Annotated in this window: 14 protein-coding genes and 1 pseudogene; 6 read left to right on the forward strand and 9 right to left on the reverse strand. The window is 69.1% G+C overall.

From position 1 onward, the window contains the following. Window positions 1-172: 172 nt before the first annotated feature. Entirely contained in the window at window positions 173-325 is a 153-nt protein-coding gene (locus tag ACQ66H_RS05845) for a hypothetical protein (protein ID WP_430433198.1), read from the reverse strand. 256 nt (window positions 326-581) lie between these two features. Here ACQ66H_RS05845 and ACQ66H_RS05850 point away from each other — a divergent pair, with 256 nt between their 5' ends. Then, window positions 582-1,028, forward strand: coding sequence for an HIT family protein (locus ACQ66H_RS05850; protein ID WP_430433199.1), 447 nt, complete (start codon window positions 582-584; stop codon window positions 1,026-1,028). Window positions 1,029-1,064: 36 nt separating this feature from the next. Here the strand turns inward: ACQ66H_RS05850 and ACQ66H_RS05855 are convergent, their stop codons facing one another. From ACQ66H_RS05855 to ACQ66H_RS05880, 6 genes are all read right to left on the reverse strand, one after another. Continuing rightward, the gene (locus ACQ66H_RS05855) at window positions 1,065-2,399 is read right to left on the reverse strand and encodes a ferredoxin reductase family protein (protein WP_430433200.1); all 1,335 of its coding nucleotides are present in this window, start codon (window positions 2,397-2,399) and stop codon (window positions 1,065-1,067) included. 100 nt (window positions 2,400-2,499) lie between these two features. Beyond that, window positions 2,500-3,117, reverse strand: coding sequence for a hypothetical protein (locus tag ACQ66H_RS05860; RefSeq protein ID WP_430433201.1), 618 nt, complete (start codon window positions 3,115-3,117; stop codon window positions 2,500-2,502). A 203-nt stretch (window positions 3,118-3,320) separates the two neighbouring features. Beyond that, window positions 3,321-4,349, reverse strand: a complete 1,029-nt coding sequence (gene mltB / locus ACQ66H_RS05865) for a lytic murein transglycosylase B (protein WP_430433202.1) — start codon at window positions 4,347-4,349, stop codon at window positions 3,321-3,323. Then, complete coding sequence (locus ACQ66H_RS05870) at window positions 4,346-6,349, reverse strand: transglutaminase TgpA family protein (protein ID WP_430433203.1); 2,004 nt, start codon at window positions 6,347-6,349, stop codon at window positions 4,346-4,348. Before ACQ66H_RS05870 ends, mltB begins: the two co-directional genes overlap by 4 nt. Beyond that, window positions 6,346-7,299, reverse strand: a complete 954-nt coding sequence (locus tag ACQ66H_RS05875) for a DUF58 domain-containing protein (RefSeq protein ID WP_430433204.1) — start codon at window positions 7,297-7,299, stop codon at window positions 6,346-6,348. The genes ACQ66H_RS05870 and ACQ66H_RS05875 overlap by 4 nt, the downstream gene beginning before the upstream one ends. Next, a complete protein-coding gene (locus ACQ66H_RS05880) occupies window positions 7,299-8,213 on the reverse strand; it encodes an AAA family ATPase (protein ID WP_430433205.1) in 915 nt (304 codons plus the stop codon). The genes ACQ66H_RS05875 and ACQ66H_RS05880 overlap by 1 nt, the downstream gene beginning before the upstream one ends. A 203-nt stretch (window positions 8,214-8,416) precedes the next feature. Here ACQ66H_RS05880 and ACQ66H_RS05885 point away from each other — a divergent pair, with 203 nt between their 5' ends. The 3 genes from ACQ66H_RS05885 to bamC all read left to right on the forward strand — a co-directional run bounded on the left by ACQ66H_RS05885 (window position 8,417) and on the right by bamC (window position 11,452). Further along, on the forward strand, window positions 8,417-9,295 hold the full coding sequence (locus tag ACQ66H_RS05885) for a histone deacetylase family protein (protein ID WP_430435600.1): 879 nt from the start codon (window positions 8,417-8,419) through the stop codon (window positions 9,293-9,295). A gap of 101 nt (window positions 9,296-9,396) precedes the next feature. Beyond that, window positions 9,397-10,275 carry a 4-hydroxy-tetrahydrodipicolinate synthase gene (gene dapA, locus ACQ66H_RS05890; protein ID WP_029143586.1) on the forward strand — a complete coding sequence of 293 codons (879 nt, stop codon included), beginning with the start codon at window positions 9,397-9,399 and terminating at the stop codon, window positions 10,273-10,275. Window positions 10,276-10,297: 22 nt separating this feature from the next. Then, window positions 10,298-11,452, forward strand: a complete 1,155-nt coding sequence (gene bamC, locus ACQ66H_RS05895) for an outer membrane protein assembly factor BamC (protein WP_430433206.1) — start codon at window positions 10,298-10,300, stop codon at window positions 11,450-11,452. A gap of 425 nt (window positions 11,453-11,877) precedes the next feature. Here bamC and cobA read toward each other — a convergent pair whose 3' ends face one another. After that, complete coding sequence (gene cobA / locus ACQ66H_RS05900; protein WP_430433207.1) at window positions 11,878-12,660, reverse strand: uroporphyrinogen-III C-methyltransferase; 783 nt, start codon at window positions 12,658-12,660, stop codon at window positions 11,878-11,880. A 170-nt stretch (window positions 12,661-12,830) separates the two neighbouring features. Here cobA and ACQ66H_RS05905 point away from each other — a divergent pair, with 170 nt between their 5' ends. After that, a complete protein-coding gene (locus tag ACQ66H_RS05905; RefSeq protein ID WP_304004529.1) occupies window positions 12,831-13,502 on the forward strand; it encodes a TetR/AcrR family transcriptional regulator in 672 nt (223 codons plus the stop codon). A gap of 93 nt (window positions 13,503-13,595) precedes the next feature. Further along, window positions 13,596-14,474: a nitrate- and nitrite sensing domain-containing protein gene (locus tag ACQ66H_RS05910; RefSeq protein WP_430435601.1), complete on the forward strand. Its 879-nt coding sequence runs from the start codon at window positions 13,596-13,598 to the stop codon at window positions 14,472-14,474. On the opposite strand, the pseudogene cphA reads toward ACQ66H_RS05910, so the two are convergent. Beyond that, window positions 14,463-17,041: pseudogene (gene cphA, locus ACQ66H_RS05915) on the reverse strand (cyanophycin synthetase). The gene ACQ66H_RS05910 and the pseudogene cphA overlap by 12 nt on opposite strands. Window positions 17,042-17,058: the final 17 nt, after the last annotated feature.

Genomic DNA, 17,058 nt, shown 5'->3' on the forward strand with positions numbered 1-17,058 from the left:
CGGCGCGCGGGCGGGCGACGACAGGGTTCCGGGTCGTGTGCGTTCCGGCCCGGCGTCATGGGGAAGGGCTGAGTCGATCGGCATCCGGCCAGTATTCGAGGCGCTTTCACCGCCCGTCAAGCACGGTGGTCAAGGATGATGCAGATCGCTGCCCGGGAAGGCCGGACGCGCCTCAGGGCGCGCTTTGCTGGCTTTCCGGATAGGCGGTGGCGGTGCTGTCGTGCGTGCGTTCCCAGTCGCCGACCGGGTCGGCCGGCGTCTTCTTGCGATGGGTGAACGCATATCCGAGTGCAACAGCGAGCGAGGCGGCAATCAGCTTGATCATCGATGTTTCCTCCAGGTGCGGGGTCACCGGGCGCGGCGACCTGTCCGTTCAGTGTGGGTCGGTGCGGCGGCATTCGCTGTAGGCCGGCGCTACCGCTGCCCGTAGGACGGGCGCTGCGCCATTCCGGTCCGGTGGTTCGCGAGGCGCGGCGCCGGGTGTCGGCCATCGGACCTCGTGTATCGTCTGCCCCGACCGCGCGCTGCCCGCACGTCGCACCGCGCCCGACCTTTCCTGCGCAACCGGAGCCGATACCCTCATGCCGAAATTCGTCGATACCTCGCCGCCCGGCGTCTGCATCTTCTGTCGCATCGTCGCCGGCGAACTGCCCGCCGCGTGCGTGTTCGAGGACGATCTGACGCTGGCCTTCATGGACCTCGGCCAGGTCAATCCGGGTCATGTGCTGGTGGCGACGAAGCGGCACGCCGCGACGCTGTTCGACATCACGCCGGAGGAGGGCGCCGCGGTGATGAACACCGCGCAACGCGTAGCCGCCGCCATCCGCGAAACCTTCGATCCGCCGGGGCTGAACCTGCTGCAGGCCAACGGCAAGGAAGGCGAACAGACGGTGTTCCACTTCCACATGCACGTACTGCCGCGCCACGCCAATGACGGCGTCGGCCTGATCTGGCCGCGCAAGGAACCGGGTGCCGAGGTGCTGCGCGGCTATGCGGCGCAGCTCGCCGATGCGCTGAAGCGCGGCTGAGGCAGGCCGACCGGACAGATCGCGGCTTTGCCGCGATCACCGCATCTCGAACAGTTCCTGATGGAAACGGTCGGGCGGCAGGCCGTGGGCGACGAAGTCCGCGCGCAGCGCCTGACCGAAGCCCGGCGGGCCGCAGAACCAGATGCTGGCCGACTGCCACTCGGGCGCGGCGGCGCGAATGCGTTCGCCATTCAGGCGGCCGTCGCGGGCATCCACCAGCAGGTGCAGACGCACACCGGCCGCCGCCGCATCGGCGGTCAGACGGTCGATGGCGTTCTGGTCGAAGTCGGCCGTCGGGTGAAACAGATCGACCAGCCGCGCGTCCGCCGTGGCGGCACGCTGCTTCATGCGGGCAATGAAGGGCGTGATGCCGATGCCCGCCCCGACCCAGATCTGCCGCGGCTGCGCGTCTTCGAAATCGAAACAGCCGTAGGGCCCCTCTACCGTCACCGGCATGCCGATCTTCAGCGTTTCGCGCAGGCGGCGGGTGTGGTCACCCAGCGCCTTGGCGATGAACACCAGCCGCCGCTCAGCCGGGTTCCACGCCGACGCGATCGTGTACGGGTGCGCGCCCTCGCGCATGTCCGACGTGACGAAGGCGAACTGCCCCGGCGCATGGCCGCGCCAGCCATCCTCGACCTCGATCGCCGCCTCGAGCACATGCACACCCGGGTATTCGGTCAGCGCCACGATGCGGCCCTGCACCTTGCGATCGGCGCCGATCCGCCCGGTCAGCGTCAGCACCGCCGCCACGCTGCCGCCGATCAGCAGGGCGGCCAGCAGCCAGCCTATCGGCTGTGACCAGTAAGCGATCTTGGTCAGCACCACCGTGTGATAGGCCAGCGCGAGATAGGCGACCGCGATCCATTTGTGCGTCCTGACGAACCAGTGGTAGGGAAAGCGCTTGACCAGCGCCAGCACGATCAGCACCACCGCGGCGTAGAACGCCCACTCGCCCACCGATTCGGCCATATCGCGCTGGCTGCGCAGCCAGCCCTCGACCGCGCCGAGCTGTTCTCCACCGCCCGGCTTCCGCGCCGGCCTGACCAGCCAGCCCCAGCCCACCATCCACTTGGTACCGGTCGCCCACCACCAGTGCAGGATCGTCACCACCAGCGCCGCGATGCCCAGCCACTTGTGCAGCCGATACATCCTGTCCAGCCCGCCCATCAGCGGCTCCAGCCACTTCGACCGCAGCGCCAGCAGCATCGCGACGCTCATCACCGCGATCGCGATCACCCCGCTGTACTGCATGAACACCGAGCGGAACGAGAAATAGGTGAACGGCTCGGGCAGCAGCGTATCGGCGGCGAGCCAGAGCGCGGTGGGTAGCAGGAAAGATGCGATGAACGCGAGATGGATGCGTTTCATTGAGTGACTTCGGCGAAGTCTCCTGAGTGGCGGTGCGGTCGAGGTGAGGGACAAATCTCAACTCGCCGGAGGCGGGGTACTAGTCCGGTGAGTCCTTGCGTTACGAAAACCCGGTTCGATGGATTTCCTCACTGCGACCTGATTTGCTCGAGTTATGCCGCTCGTCACCAGATGGCGCAAGCCACCCACCTTTTACTTCCAAATGCGTGCCAACCGGAGCTAACAGGCCGACGCCGTTTTCGGAAGCTCGCTCCCACGGCTCGTACGCGATTGCAAACTCGGTGATGCCAAGCTGCGCTTCGACTTCAGCCTCGAATATCCATATCTTTGCCTGCGCTGCATTCAGCGAACGGAGTATTAGGGACTTCGCGACTTGAGAGTGGCTCTCAGCGTAGGCGAGCATAGAAGCTCCTAGTTGCGAGAGCAGCTGCCGGTTTGCTTCTTCGCCTGCTATTGCTGATGCGGCGAACTGGCCTCGATAACCTGATGGCGAGTTGAAGAATGCGTCGTACGCTGCCTCTGGCACACGGAGTAGAAACGAGGCACGGTGACAGCCCCGAAGTGATTGCCCGGAGAATGCCTCCCACGAGAAGCGTTCGACAATTGCCTGCTCGAGAAGCGATGCAATGGCATCGAAGTTCGGATGGGCGAGCAGCCTTCGCGCACGCGCATTGTCAACCGAAGAGCGGAATCGCCAGAGTGGGGCTTTGTTGCTCACAGGGCTGGCGCTAGTTAGGCGTCAACGCGCGGAACATTCCAAGGGCTTTCCCGCGATGCCAACGAACGGACAGTCAGCTTCCTGAGCATTTTCACCGCCTCGCTGTGGTCACTTACGTCACGAGCTCTCATACGCGTTCGCCGCTCCAGTTACCCAGCATCAGTGGTGCAGTACGCGTTAGCACCTCCGACGTCAGCTTACCCTCACGCTTGCTTCAGTTCCTGACTCAACTGATACACCGCCATCGCATAGAAGTAGGACCGGTTGTAGCGGGTGATGGCGTAGAAGTTGCGGAAGCCGAGCCAGTATTCGGTCTGCGCGTCGGGGGTGACGAGGTTGACCAGGGTGGCCGGTTTGGCGATCAGGTCGCCGCCGCGCAGCGGGCGGGCGCCGGCGGTGTCGAGGGTGGCGGTGTCAATCGACGGTTCGACGCCGGCAGCGACCAGCGGGGCGGCGGCTTCGTCGGTGATGCGGATGCGTTGGGCCACCGGTTCGCCGGCTTCCCAGCCGTGCGCGGCGAGGTAGGCGGCGACGCTGCCGATGGCGTCCACCGGGCTGTTCATCAGGTCGGTGCGGCCGTCGCCGTCGAAGTCAACGGCGTAGCGGCGCCAGCTGCTGGGCAGGAACTGCGGGTAGCCCAGCGCGCCAGCGTAGGAGCCGCGGAAGTCGGTGACGTCGCGGCCTTGCTCGCGCGCGAGCAGGAACAGTTCGCCCAGTTCGCGGCGGAACAGGTCGGCGCGCGGCGGGTAGGTGAAGCCCAGTGTGGACAGCGCGCTCAGCAGTTCGAAGTCGCCGGTGTGGCGGCCATAGATCGTTTCGACGCCGATGATGGCGGCCACCACTTCGCGCGGCACGCCGAATTCCTGTTCGGCGCGTTCGAAGGTGGCGGCATGCTCGGCCAGGAAGTCGCGGCCGGCGCGAATGCGTAGCGGTTCGACGAAGCGGCTGCGGTAGCGCGCCCACGATTTCACCGCCGGGCTCGACGGCGGACGGATGAGCTGGATGACCTTGGGCAGCAGGCGCGCGCTGGCGAAGCGCGACAGCAGCTGCGCTTCGTCGAAGCCGTGCGCGGCGGCCAGTTCGGCGCAGAAGGCGCGCACGTCGTCGCGCTCGGCGAAGTTGTCGGGCGTGGTGCTGATCTGTGCTGGCAGCTGCGGTGACAGCAGCAGGGCGCCGGCGCCGGTCAGGAAATGGCGGCGGGCTGCGGAGTGAGAAATGAAGCGGGCGGTCATGTTCGGGGCGGTGTGCGGTGGCGGCGCAGCGCGCGGGCGTGCGTCCGGAGTGCGCGCACGGCCGGCGCGTGTGCAGCGTGGCCGTAGCGGGCGTCTGCATAAAGTGTACACGCTGTGCGCAATTCTGCTGCCAGATCCGGGCGCAGCGCGGCGATGCGCTCGGCGTAGTCGAGCGGCCCCTCCCATGTTTCGCGGCCCAGCCCGGCCGGCCGCAGCGCGCGGTCGATGCCGGCCCAGGCGCGCGCCAGCGCGTCGGCGGCGATCTGGCGGCGCAGCGCCCACAGCGTCAGCGCGATGGCGATGACGGCGCAGAGCGCGGCCATCCACGCTGTCATCGTGCGCCAGTCCGGCTGCGCCATGCCGAGGCGGGACAGCAGTTCGCGCTGCTTCTGCTGGTCGTAGGAGAGCACCCACTGGTTCCACGCGTTGTTGGCCGCTTCCCAGCGGTGGCGCAGGTCGCGCAGCCAGCCGAGATCGGCGCGCGCGACGAAGGGCACCGGCTCCCCGGCCGGCAGGTCGGCCAGGCCGCGCTCGACGCGCGACGGCAGGATGGCCGCGGTCGGGTTGACGCGACGCCAGCCTTCGCCGTCCAGCCACACCTCGGCCCAAGCGTGGGCGTCGGACTGGCGTACGACGACGAAGCCATCGACCTCGTTGCGCTCGCCGCCCTGGTAGCCGGTGACGACGCGCGCCGGCAGCCCGGCGGCGCGCATCAGGAAGACGAAGGCGCCGGCGTAGTGCTCGCAGAAGCCGCGCCGGCTGTCGAACAGGAACTGGTCGATGCCGTCCTCGCCGAGCAGTGGCGGCGTCAGCGTGTAGACGAAGGCTTCGCGGCGGAACAGGCGCAGCGCGGCGTCCACTGTCTCGTCGTCGCTGCCGGCGTCCAGATGCATCTGGCGGGCCAGCGCGCGGGCGCGCGGGTTGCCGCCCGGCGGCAGACGGCGCGCCGCCTCCAGATAGGCGCTCCACTCCTCGCGGCCGGGGCGCGACGTCGGCACCGATTCGAAGCGGTCGCGCCGGCGCGCGCGCACGACTTCGCTGCCCAGTACCTGCCAGTCGTCCGACACGCGCGCGCCCAGCGGCAGGCCGGCCACGGTTTCCAGCGCGAACAGCCAGTTCTTGCCGTGCGGTTCCAGCGTCACTTCGTAGCCGACGCGCGGGCCGATGACGGCGTGCGGCGTCCCGTCGTTGAGGCGGCGCGCGGCTTCGCCCTGGCGCCAGGTGCGGCCGTCGAAGGTGGTGAGCACCGGGCCGCGCCAGTACAGGTCGCGCGCCGGAGGCGGTGCGTCGTCGAAGCGGGCGCGAAAGGCGATTTCGCCGGAAAGGCTCAGCTGCGATATGTCGCCCGGCGACATGCTGTCGGACAGGCCGGAGCGCGCGCCGAAGGCGTCCAGCGGCAGCCCCCACAGCGGGCCGGGTACGCGCGGGAACAGCACGAACAGCACCAGCATGAAGGGCAGCGCCTGCGCCAGCATCCACGCCGACTGGCGCAGCAGCGCGCGCACTGGCGCCGGCGGGCCGGTCAGCGCGATCAGCGCGGCGGTGATCACCACCATCGAGCCGAACAGCGCGGCCGCCACGGCCGGCGTCTGCGAATAGAGGAAGGCGGCCAGCAGCATGAAGTAGCCGAGCAGCACGACGGTGTGGCCGTCGCGCACGCTTTTGAGTTCGTGCAGCTTGAGCACCAGCAAAAGCGTGAGCAGCGCGACGCCCGGCTCGCGGCCGAACAGGCGGCCGAAGGTGAGCGTCACGCCGGCGCAGCAGGCGATCACCACCAGCGCCTTGACCACCGTGCTGGCGCCGGCCCAGCCCAGCTTCCACTGCGCCAGCCGCCAGATGAACAGCAGCAGCGCCACCGCGTTGAGCCAGGCCGGCAGGTGGTCGGCGTGCGGCAGCAGCGCGCAGGCGGCGACCGCCATCAGCCAGCCGATGCGGGCGCTGGTCAGCGGCTCGGCTGGCACGGCCGCTGTCGATGGGGTGCGCGTGCGGCGGAACATCATGCGGGCAGTCCGTGCAGGGCGAGCGCGCGCAGCACGCGTTCGCGGTGGCCGGGGCCGTTGCCGGGTGCGATGCGCGCGTCGGGCAGGACCAGGCCGTAGCGCAGGCCGGCCGCGTCGGCGTCGAGCGCCCAGCCGGTCAGTCGCGCGAGTCGGGCTTCGAGCGACAGGGCGGCTGGCAGTTGCGCCAGATCGAGCCACAGTTCGCCGCCGTCCTGGCCGTCGAACTGCTTGGTCAGCAGCGGCAGGTCGGGCGCCCGCGCCCACGCTTTCCAGGCGACGTGGCGCGGCGAGTCGGCGGCGCGGTGGTCGCGCAGGCTGGCGAATTCTTCGGTGCCGTCGCCCTGCGGCCGCAGGCCGGCGCGGCCGGCGTCGCTCGCCGGCAATGGCGGTCGGCCGGCTTCAGGCTGCACGTAGACGAGGCAGCGCTGCTGCGGCTGCGCGTAGCTCCAGGCGCGGATCAGGCCCAGCGGGTAGCGGGTGCTCAGCGTGATGCGGCCCGGCGCCAGCCAGCCACGGCGGGTGGTCGGCAGCGACAGCGTCACCGCGCAGCGGCCGTTCGCCTCGATCGCGGCGTTGACCGGCCCGGCACCCGTCATCGCCAGTTGCAGCGCCGGACGCGGGCGCGGTGCTTCATTGTCCAGCCACAGCGTGAATTGCGCAGGCTGGCCGGCGAACACCGGTGCCGGCGGCGTTTCGCGCAGCTGCAGCGCGAGCAGGTTGCGAAAGGTGTGCAGCAGCGCGACCTGGCCCAGACCGGCCAGCATGAACACCAGCGCGAAGCCCAGGCTCAGCGTGTAGTTGATGGCGGTCAGCAGCATGGCGATCAGCGCCACGCCCCATACCAGCCCGACCCGGGTCGGCAGCACGAAGATGCGCCGGCGGTCCAGCGTCAGCGGCAGCGCGGGCGAGCCGCCGAGCGAGGCCAGCCAGCGGCGGAGTGCGTCGCGCATCAGGCCGGCAGCGCCACCGCCTGCAGCAGCGCGCGCGCCATGTCGTCCGGGCTGCCCTGTTCGAGTGCCGGCAGGCGGTGCAGCGCGACGGCGGGCAGCACCGCCTGCACGTCTTCCGGCAGCACGTGGGCGCGGTCGAACACCCGCGCGTGGGCGCGCGCCGCGGCCAGCAGCGCGAGCCCGGCGCGCGGGCTCAGGCCGAGCCGCCAGGCGCCGCTGCTGCGGGTGTGGGCGATCAGCGCCTGCACGTAGTCGATAAGCGCGTCGGCCACGTGCAGCGCCTCGGCTTCGGCGCGCCACCGCGTCAGCGTGGCGGCGTCGGCCACCGGTGCCAGATCGGCCAGCAGGCTGCGCCGGTCGCGGCCGGTCAGCAGTGCGCGCTCGGCGGCCGGGTCGGGGTAGCCCATGGTGATGCGCATCATGAAGCGGTCGAGTTGCGATTCGGGCAGCGGGTAGGTACCGATCTGGCTGGCCGGGTTCTGCGTCGCGATGACGAAAAAGGGCTCGGGCAGGCGACGGGTTTCGCCCTCGACGCTGACCTGATGCTCTTCCATCGCCTCCAGCAGTGCGCTCTGCGTGCGCGGCGTGGCGCGGTTCACCTCGTCGGCCAGCAGCACCTGCGTGAATACCGGGCCCGGGTGGAAGCGGAAGGCGCCGGTTTCGCGCTCGAACACCGACACGCCGAGGATGTCGGCCGGCAGCAGGTCGCTGGTGAACTGCACGCGGCGGAAATCGAGGCCGAACAGCTGGGCCATCACGTGCGCCAGCGTGGTCTTGCCGGTGCCCGGCACGTCCTCGATCAGCAGGTGGCCGCCGGCGATCAGGCAGGTCAGCGCCAGTTCGAGCCGGCTGCGCTTGCCGAGAATGAGGGTGGAGGCGGCTTCGACGACGGCGCGGGGAGCGAGGGTGGGCATGGCTTGAGCTACGTTAAGTTGTGGCGGGATGATCGGCGCGATACTGTAGAAACATGACGGCAGGACATGCCCGGCCCTGAAGCCGCGCGAGCCTGCCTGTGACACAGAGCCGGAACGGCCGGTTGCATCGATAACTGCAGGAATCCGGAGGAGAGGCGGTGACGACCGCATACATTACACACCGCGACTGTGCCCTGCATGACATGGGGCCGCACCATCCCGAATGCCCCGACCGCCTGGCCGCGATACAGGACCGCCTGATTGCCAGCGGTCTCGACGCCTACCTGCAGCACCACGACGCGCCGGCGGCCGACATCGACATGCTGGCGCGCGCGCATTCGCCGGAGTACCTGCGGCAGATCTTCGACGCGGTTCCGGGCAGCGGCATCGTCCATCTCGACCCGGATACCGCGATGTGCCCGAATTCGCTGCGCGCCGCACTGCGCGCGGCCGGCGCCGGCGTGCATGCGACCGATCTGGTGATGTCGGGCGCCGCGGTGAACGCCTTCTGCGCGGTGCGCCCGCCCGGCCATCACGCCGAGTACGCCCGCGCCATGGGCTTCTGCTTCTTCAACAACGTGGTGGTCGCCGCCCGCCACGCGCTGGAAAAGCACGGCCTGGAGCGCGTGGCCATCATCGATTTCGACGTGCATCACGGCAACGGCACCGAGAACATCGTCGCCCACGACCAGCGCATCCTGATGGTGAGCATCTTCCAGCATCCCTTCTACCCGTACTCCGGGGCGGAGCCGCTGGCCGACAATCTGTGCAACGTGCCGCTGCCGGCCGGCACCCGCGGCGACGGCTTCCGCGAGGCGGTGACGACGAAGTGGCTGCCGCGGCTCGACGCCTTCGCGCCGCAGATGATCTTCATCTCGGCCGGCTTCGACGCGCACTACGAGGACGACATGGCCTCGCTCGGTCTGGTCGAGGCCGACTACGCCTGGGTCAGCACCGAACTGTTGAAGGTGGCGAAGAAGCACGGCAAGGGTCGCATCGTGTCGATGCTGGAGGGCGGCTACGCGCTGTCGGCGCTGGGGCGCAGCGCGGTCGAGCACATCCGGGCGCTGGCCGAGCTTTGAGCGGCGGAGAGCTGTTACAGACTGATCCAGTTGCGCCTGTTGGGCTTGCACCCGCGCTCCGGTAGAATGGCGCGTTTCCTGCCGAAGCCACTGTTTCGCACATGATTACCGGATCGCTCGTCGCCATCGTCACCCCCATGAACGAGGATGGCAGTCTCGACTACGCCAGCCTGCGTCGCCTGATTGATTTCCACGTCGCCGAAGGCACCGACGGCATCGTCATTGTCGGCACCACCGGCGAGTCGCCGACCGTCGATTTCGACGAGCACTGCGAACTGATCCGCTTCACGGTCGAGCACACCGCCGGCCGTATCCCGGTCATCGCCGGCACCGGCGCCAACTCGACGCGCGAGGCGATCGAACTGGCACAGCACGCGAAGTCGGTCGGCGTCGATGCCTGCCTGACCGTCGTGCCCTACTACAACAAGCCGACGCAGGAAGGTCTGTACCGCCACTTCCGCGCCCAGGCCGAAGCGGTCGATGTGCCCTTCATCCTGTACAACGTGCCCGGCCGCACGGTGGCCGATCTGGCCAACGACACGACCATCCGCCTGTCGGAAATCCCGAACATCGTCGGCATCAAGGACGCCACCGGCAATCTCGACCGCGCCGGCGAACTGATCAACCGCGCGCCCGAGGGCTTCGCGCTGTACAGCGGCGACGACGCCTCGACCGCCGCCTTCATCCTGATGGGCGGCCACGGCTCGATTTCGGTCACCGCCAACGTGGCGCCGCGCCTGATGCACGAAATGAACGCCGCCGCACTGGCCGCCGACGCGGTCAAGGCGCGCGCGATCAACGCGAAGCTGATCGGCCTGCACCGTCAGCTTTTCTGTGAAGCCAACCCGATTCCGGTCAAGTGGGCCGTGCAGCAGATGGGCCTGTGCGGCCCGACGCTGCGTCTGCCGCTGACCGAATTGCAGCCGCAATTCCACGAGCAGGTCCGCGCCGCGATGAAGCAGGCCGGCGTGCTTGCCTGATCGTCCTCTGGTATCCCGTTCGATGAATCTGCTGAAGTTTTCCGCGCTGTGCGTGGCACTGGTGAGCGCGCTCACCGGCTGCTCGATGTTCGACAAGGTCATGGATTCAGGCAAGGTCGATTACAAGGCCCAGGCCAAGCGCACGCCGCGCCTCGACCTGCCGCCCGACCTGACACTGCCGCAGCAGACCGACCGCTTCGCGGTGCCGGATTCCGGCGGCAAGGGTACGGCGACCATGTCGGCCTACAACGCCGACCGCACGAACACCGGGGGTGTGGTGCAGCCGCAGTCAACCGGCGTGCTGCCGCAGGTGAACAAGATGCGCATCGAACGTGCTGGCAGCCAGCGCTGGCTGGTGGTCAATGCCAGCCCTGACGAGCTGTGGCCCCAGGTGAAGGAGTTCTGGCAGGAGACCGGTTTCCTGATCGACGTTGAACAGCCGGAAGCCGGCGTGATGGAAACGGACTGGAACGAGAACCGCGCCAAGCTCCCGAACGACATCATCCGCAACACCATCGGCCGCCTGATCGACCAGCTCTACTCGACACCCGAGCGCGACAAGTTCCGCACCCGTCTGGAGCCGGGCGCCGAGCCGGGCACCACCGAAATCTACGTCAGCCATCGCGGCGTGGTCGAGGTCTACACCAACGAGCGCAGCGACAACACCGTCTGGCAGCCGCGTCCGGCCGACCCCGAGCTGGAAGCCGAAATGCTGCGTCGCCTGATGGTCCGTCTGGGTGCCGACAACGAGCGCGCCAAGGTGCTGCTGGCCGCCCAGCCGGTGGCCGAGCGCGCGCAGCTGGTGTCGGCCGACAAGGGCAGCACGCTGCAGGTGTACGAAGGTTTCGACCGCGCCTGGCGCCGCGTCGGCCTGGCGCTGGACCGCGTCGGCTTCACCGTCGAGGACCGCGACCGTTCGCAGGGTGTGTACTTCGTGCGCTACGTCAACCCGGAAGTCAACGCCACCGGCAAGAAGGACGGCGGCATCCTGTCCAAGCTGCTGTTCTTCATGCCGGACGACAAGCCGGATCCGAAGGCGGGCCAGAGCCAGTACCGCATCCTGGTCAAGGGCGAGGGCAAGCAAAGTTCGGTGCAGGTGCTCACCCGCGAAGGCGGCCTCGACGACACCCGCACCGCGAAACGCATCCTGTCGCTGCTGCACGAGCAGCTGAAGTAAGCGGCGCGGCAACGCCGCCCCTTGAAAAAACAAAAGGCGCCCGAGGGCGCCTTTTGTTTTTGTGCCCCCCGCAACGGCCGCGTCGCGGCCAAGGCCGCTCCCACAGGGGTGGCGCGCTTGATCCACCATCTGAGCGTGTTCCGGGATTCTGTGGGAGGGGTCTTCTGACCCCGACAACGGCGGTGGACAGTGTTCGGCGCTGGGTCCTTCGCTCAGTCCTGTGCCGAAGACCGTGGGAGCGAGCTTGCTCGCGATGCGGCCTTGATCCGGGCCGGTAGCCCGCCGAGGCCGCATCGCGACCAGAGGTCGCTCCCACAAAAGCACTCCCGTGCCGTGACCGAAGCCGAGTTTCTGTGGGAGGGGTCTTCTGACCCCGACAGCGGCGGTGGGCTGTGCGTGGCGCCGGATCGAGGACAGGGCAGCCTTCAGGCCCTCATCGACAGCGCTTCCGCCTGTTCGGCGACTTCGGCCATATTGACCACTTCGCCGATGACGACGATGGCCGGGCTGCCCAGCTTTGCGTTGGCGACGGCCTGCGGCAGGTCGCGCAGCGTGGACACGACGGCGCGCTGGCTGTCGCGCGTGCCGTTCTGGATCGCACAGGCCGGGGTATCGGCGGCGAGACCGCCGGCGTGCAGCGCTTCGGCGATGGAGGCCAGCTTGCGCATGCCCATGTAGATGACGAGGGTGGTCCCGCAGCGGGCCAGTGCCGCCCAGTCGGGCTCGCGGCCCGGATGGCCGTCTTCGCGTGCGTGGCCGGTGACGAAGGTGACGCCGCAGGCCATGTCGCGATGGGTGACCGGCACGCCCAGCGTGGCCGGTACCGCGATGCCGGCCGACAGGCCGCTCACCACCTCGCATTCGATGCCGGCCCGCCGCAGGGTCTGCATTTCCTCGCCACCGCGGCCGAACACGAAGGGGTCGCCGCCCTTGACCCGGCCGACCGTGAAGCCGGCGCGAGCGTAGCGCAGCATCAGGCGTTCGATGAAGGCCTGCGGCGTGCTGCGACAGCCGCCACGCTTGCCGACGCGCACGATGCGGGCGTCGCTGCGCGCGTGTTCGAGCACGGCGGTGTCGGCCAGATCGTCAACCAGCAGCACGTCGCAGCGGCCAAGCGCGCGCACGGCCTTCAGCGTCAGCAGTTCGGGGTCGCCGGGGCCGGCGCCTATCAGGTAGACCTTTCCGGTCCGGGGGGCGTAAGTCGTCATGACGAGCACCTTGCAAGTCCGGTGCCAGCCCCGGATACATCGCGCCGACGCCGCGATTTGACCGCTCGCGGGCGTTGCGGTGGCCCGCCATGCCCGCGACGGGTGCATGCGCGCACCGTCGCTGTGCGGCCGGTGCTACAGTCAGACTGTGTCCCAGGAAATGACGCGCCGTGCCGAACGAAACCCTGAAATCTGACCGAACTGCCGAAGCGCGTACGCGAGGCGATGCGAAGGAACGCATTTTCGCGGCGGCCGAGAAGCTCTTCACCGAACAGGGCTATGCGGCGACCTCGATGCGCATGATCGCGTCGGCGGCCGGTGTGCCGCTGGCGTCGATCAATTACCACTTCGGGTCCAAGCGTGACCTGATGGAAAGCGTGTATCAGCGCGTGCTCGGGGCCGACGGCACCCGGTCCGGTTATCTCGCCAAGCTCGAACGCGAGGCGGTCGAGGCGCCGCTAAGCGTCACCCGCATCGTCGAAACCTTCGTCGAATCGACGCTGCGCCTGTCGCGCAAGGACACGGTGTCCGGCGCCGTGTTCAAGCAGCTGATCGGCCGCGCCTACTTTGAGCCGGGCGACGATTTCATCCCTGAAGAGTACGTCCGCATCATGGACTGGTACCGCAAGGCGCTGATGCGCGCGCTGCCGGCGCTGCCCGAGGACGAACTGCTGCGCCGCATGTACTTCTTCGTCGGCATCGTGGCCTACGTGATGGCCGGGCGCGACGTGATGCATCTGCTCGGCCGCTGCTCACCGGCCGCCCGCAACGACCCCGAAAGCCTGCTGCGCGCACTGGTGCCTTTCATCGTCGGAGGTCTTGAAGCCCCGCCGTCGGCGTGAGGCCGCCGATGCTTGGCGCGCGAATTGCTCGTGTCGCGTCATGAGCGCACTCCTGTCCGCCTTATTCACCCGGGATCACCCGCCTTGCTGAGCGTGCCCCTCGTCATGGTGTTGCTGGCGCTGGCCATCGCGCTGGCGCTGGTGTTCATGCGCCCGGAGCGCGCGGGCGACCGCTCGCCGGGAGACGACGCGCAGCGCGCCTTCGTCGATTGCGAGCGCCTGCTGCAGCTTGTCCACTCGCTGCAGCAGCACCGCGGCATGAGTACCGCCTGGCTGGCCGGCGACGCCTTGTTCGAATCGCCGATGCGCGCCCGGCGGCGTGCCGTGCAGCACGACATCGAAGCGCTGGAGACGACCGCACGCGCCGAGATGGCGCTGGAGGGGCCGTGCATCACGCCGTACGAACTGGCGCTGCTCGACGCGCAGTGGAAGGAGTTGTGTGCCGCGCTGGACGGCAGTCCGGCTGCGATCGGTGCCGACGACAATCTGACGCGGCACAGCCTGCTGGTGTCGCACGTGCTGGGCTGGCTGGCCGCGGTCGGCAATCGCCGTATCGCACCGCTTGCCGCGTCGTCAGGCAGCGGCCTGCTGCGCACCTGGATCAGCACGCTGCCGGCGCTGGGCGAGCAGCTGGGTCAGGCGAGGGCGGTCGGCAGCGCGGCCGCGGCCCGCGGCGTCTGTACGGCGGCCGAACGCATGCGTCTGAGGTACCTCGCGTCGCGCGCCGAGTCGCTGATGCACCAGGCGATCGCCGACACGCCCCGTCTGCCGGGCGCGCTGCCGGCCACCGAGCGCATCGTGCGTCTGCTCGGTCTGCTGCGCAGCGACCTGCTCGGCGCGACCGACCGGATGACCGCGGAGCTGTACTTCGCCGAAGCCACCGCGGCGATCGACGCCATCTATGCCTGGATGACCAGCTGCGAAGACGCGCTGCGCGGCGTGCTCGCGCAGCAGGCCGTGTCAGCCGGTTGAACTTTCAGCGACGCGCCGGCCGATGTGGGCCAGCGCCTCCTCGACCTGATCGATCAGGATCAGACACAGATCGCCGCTTTGCAGCCGTTCGAGCGCGTGGTCGATGGCGACGAATTCGCCATTGATGTCGCACACCTCGCGCGTACGGCTCGCGCCCTCCAGACCTTCACGCAGCAGCGCGATCACCTCGCCGTCCTTGCGTCCGCGCTGGCACTGGTCCTGGTAAAGCACCACGCTGTCGAAGGCGGCACCGAGGATCTGCGTCTGCTTGCGGATGTCCTCGTCGCGGCGGTCGCCGGCGCCGCTGATGACCACGCTGCGGCGTTTCGCCGGCAGCGCGTCGATGGCCTGCACCAGCGCGCTGATGGCGTCCGGATTGTGGCCGTAGTCGGCGATCAGCGTCGCGCCCTTGTAGTCGAATACATTGAAGCGGCCCGGCGCGGTCGCCGCGTCCGACACGAAGCTGGCAAGTGCGGCGCGGATGGACGACCAGTCGAAACCGAGCGCCCAGGCCGCGCCGAGCGCCGCCATCGCGTTCTCGACCTGGAAACCCAGCTTGCCGCCACGGGTCAGTGGCACCTGCGACAGCGGAATGCGCACCGCGCTGCTGCCTTCGGCGGCCACCAGCGCGCCGTCGTCCACGTAGATGACGCGGCGGCCGCGGGCGCGGTGGGTGGCGATGACCGGGTGCGTGCGGTCCTGCGCGAAAAAGGTGATCGAGCCGGGGCAGTGCTCGGCCATCGCCGCCACCACCGGGTCGGCGGCGTTCAGCACCGCCATGCCCTTGGGCGCGACGTTCTGCACGATCACCCGCTTCACCACCGCCAGGTCCTCGACGGTATTGATATAGGCGAGGCCGAGGTGGTCGCCGCTGCCGATATTGGTGACCACCGCCACGTGACAGCGGTCGAAACCCAGACCTTCGCGCAGCACGCCGCCGCGCGCGGTTTCGAGCACCGCGCCATCGACGTCCGGGTGGGCCAGCACGTTGCGCGCGCTCTTCGGGCCGCTGCAGTCGCCGGTATCGATGCATTCGTTGCCGACGAACACGCCGTCGGTGGTGGTCATGCCGACGCGCAGGCCGGTCTGTGCCATCAGGTGGGCGATCAGCCGCACCGTCGTCGTCTTGCCGTTGGTGCCGGCGACGGCGACCAGCGGAATGCGCGCGTCGTCGCCGGGGCCGAACATGGTGAACACGATGGCTTCGCCGACCGCCCGACCCTTGCCGAAGGAGGGCGCCAGGTGCATGCGCAGGCCGGGGGCGGCATTCACTTCGACGATGCCGCCGCCCTGTTCCTCCAGCGGCTTGAGCACGGTGCGGCAGACGATGTTGACACCGGCGATGTCCAGCCCTATCGTGCGCGCCGCCTCGACCGCGCGCGCCGCCAGTTCCGGGTGCACGTCGTCGGTCACGTCGGTGGCGCTGCCGCCGGTGACAGGTTGGCGTTGTTGCGCAGCACGACGCGTTCGCCCAGCGCCGGCACGCTGTCCGGTGAATGGCCCTGGACGGCCAGGCGAGCGAGTGCGATGTCGTCGATGCGCATCTTGGTCAGCGAAGTGGCGTGGCCGTCGCCGCGGCGCGGGTCGGCGTTCACCTCGTCGACCAGTTCGCGCACCGTGCGGCTGCCGTCGCCGATCACCTGCGGCGGTTCGCGGCGGGCGGCGGCGACCACGCGGTCACCGACCACCAGGAAGCGGTAGTCGGCGCCCGGAATGAAGCGCTCGACCATCACTTCGCGGCTGATTTCGTAGGCGGCGTTGAACGCGATGTCCATGTGCTCGCGGCTGACGATGTTCACCGTCACGCCCTTGCCCTGGTTGCCGTCGCGCGGCTTCACGACGACCGGCAGACCGACTTCGAGCGCGGCGGCCCACGCCTCGTCAACGTCGCTCACCGTGCGGCCGAGCGGTACCGGCACGCCGGCGGCGTGCAGCAGCGCCTTGGTCAGTTCCTTGTCCTGGGCGATCGATTCGGCGACCGCGCTGGTGCGGTCGGTCTCGGCCGCCTGGATGCGACGCTGCCGGCTGCCCCAGCCGAGCTGCACCAGCGAGCCGTCGGTCAGCCGGCGGAACGGGATTCCGCGCGCGACGGCCGCTTCGACGATGGCGCCGGTGCTGGGGCCGAGGCGGATGTCCTCGTCCAGCTCGCGCAGCTGGTGCAGCGCGCCGGCGAGGTCGAAGCTGCCGCCGGTGGCGGCGGCACGGCACAGCTGTTCGGCCAGTTCGAAGGCGAGACGGCCGACCGCCTCTTCGGTGTATTCGACGACGACCTGATAGACGCCGGCGTCCACCGTCTGCATCGTGCAGCTGAAGGTGACCGGACAGCCGGCGCTGGCCTGCAGGCCGAGCGCGGCCAGTTCGAGCGCGTCGGCCATCGCCAGCGGCCCGCTTCGGGTGGTCGGGCGCAGCGGCCGGATGCCGGGGAAAAGGGCGCGCAAACGCTCGGCGAAACCGGGCATCGCGTCCAGCGAACAGTGTTCGCCAGAGCACGACACGATGGCTTCGATACAGGTGTGGCGGCTCCACAGATTGGGGCCGCGGAGGGCGCGCAGGCGGGTGATGTCCATGAAAGCGTTCGGGCGGT

The organism is Methyloversatilis sp., from assembly GCF_965284615.1.
GTDB lineage: Bacteria > Pseudomonadota > Gammaproteobacteria > Burkholderiales > Rhodocyclaceae > Methyloversatilis.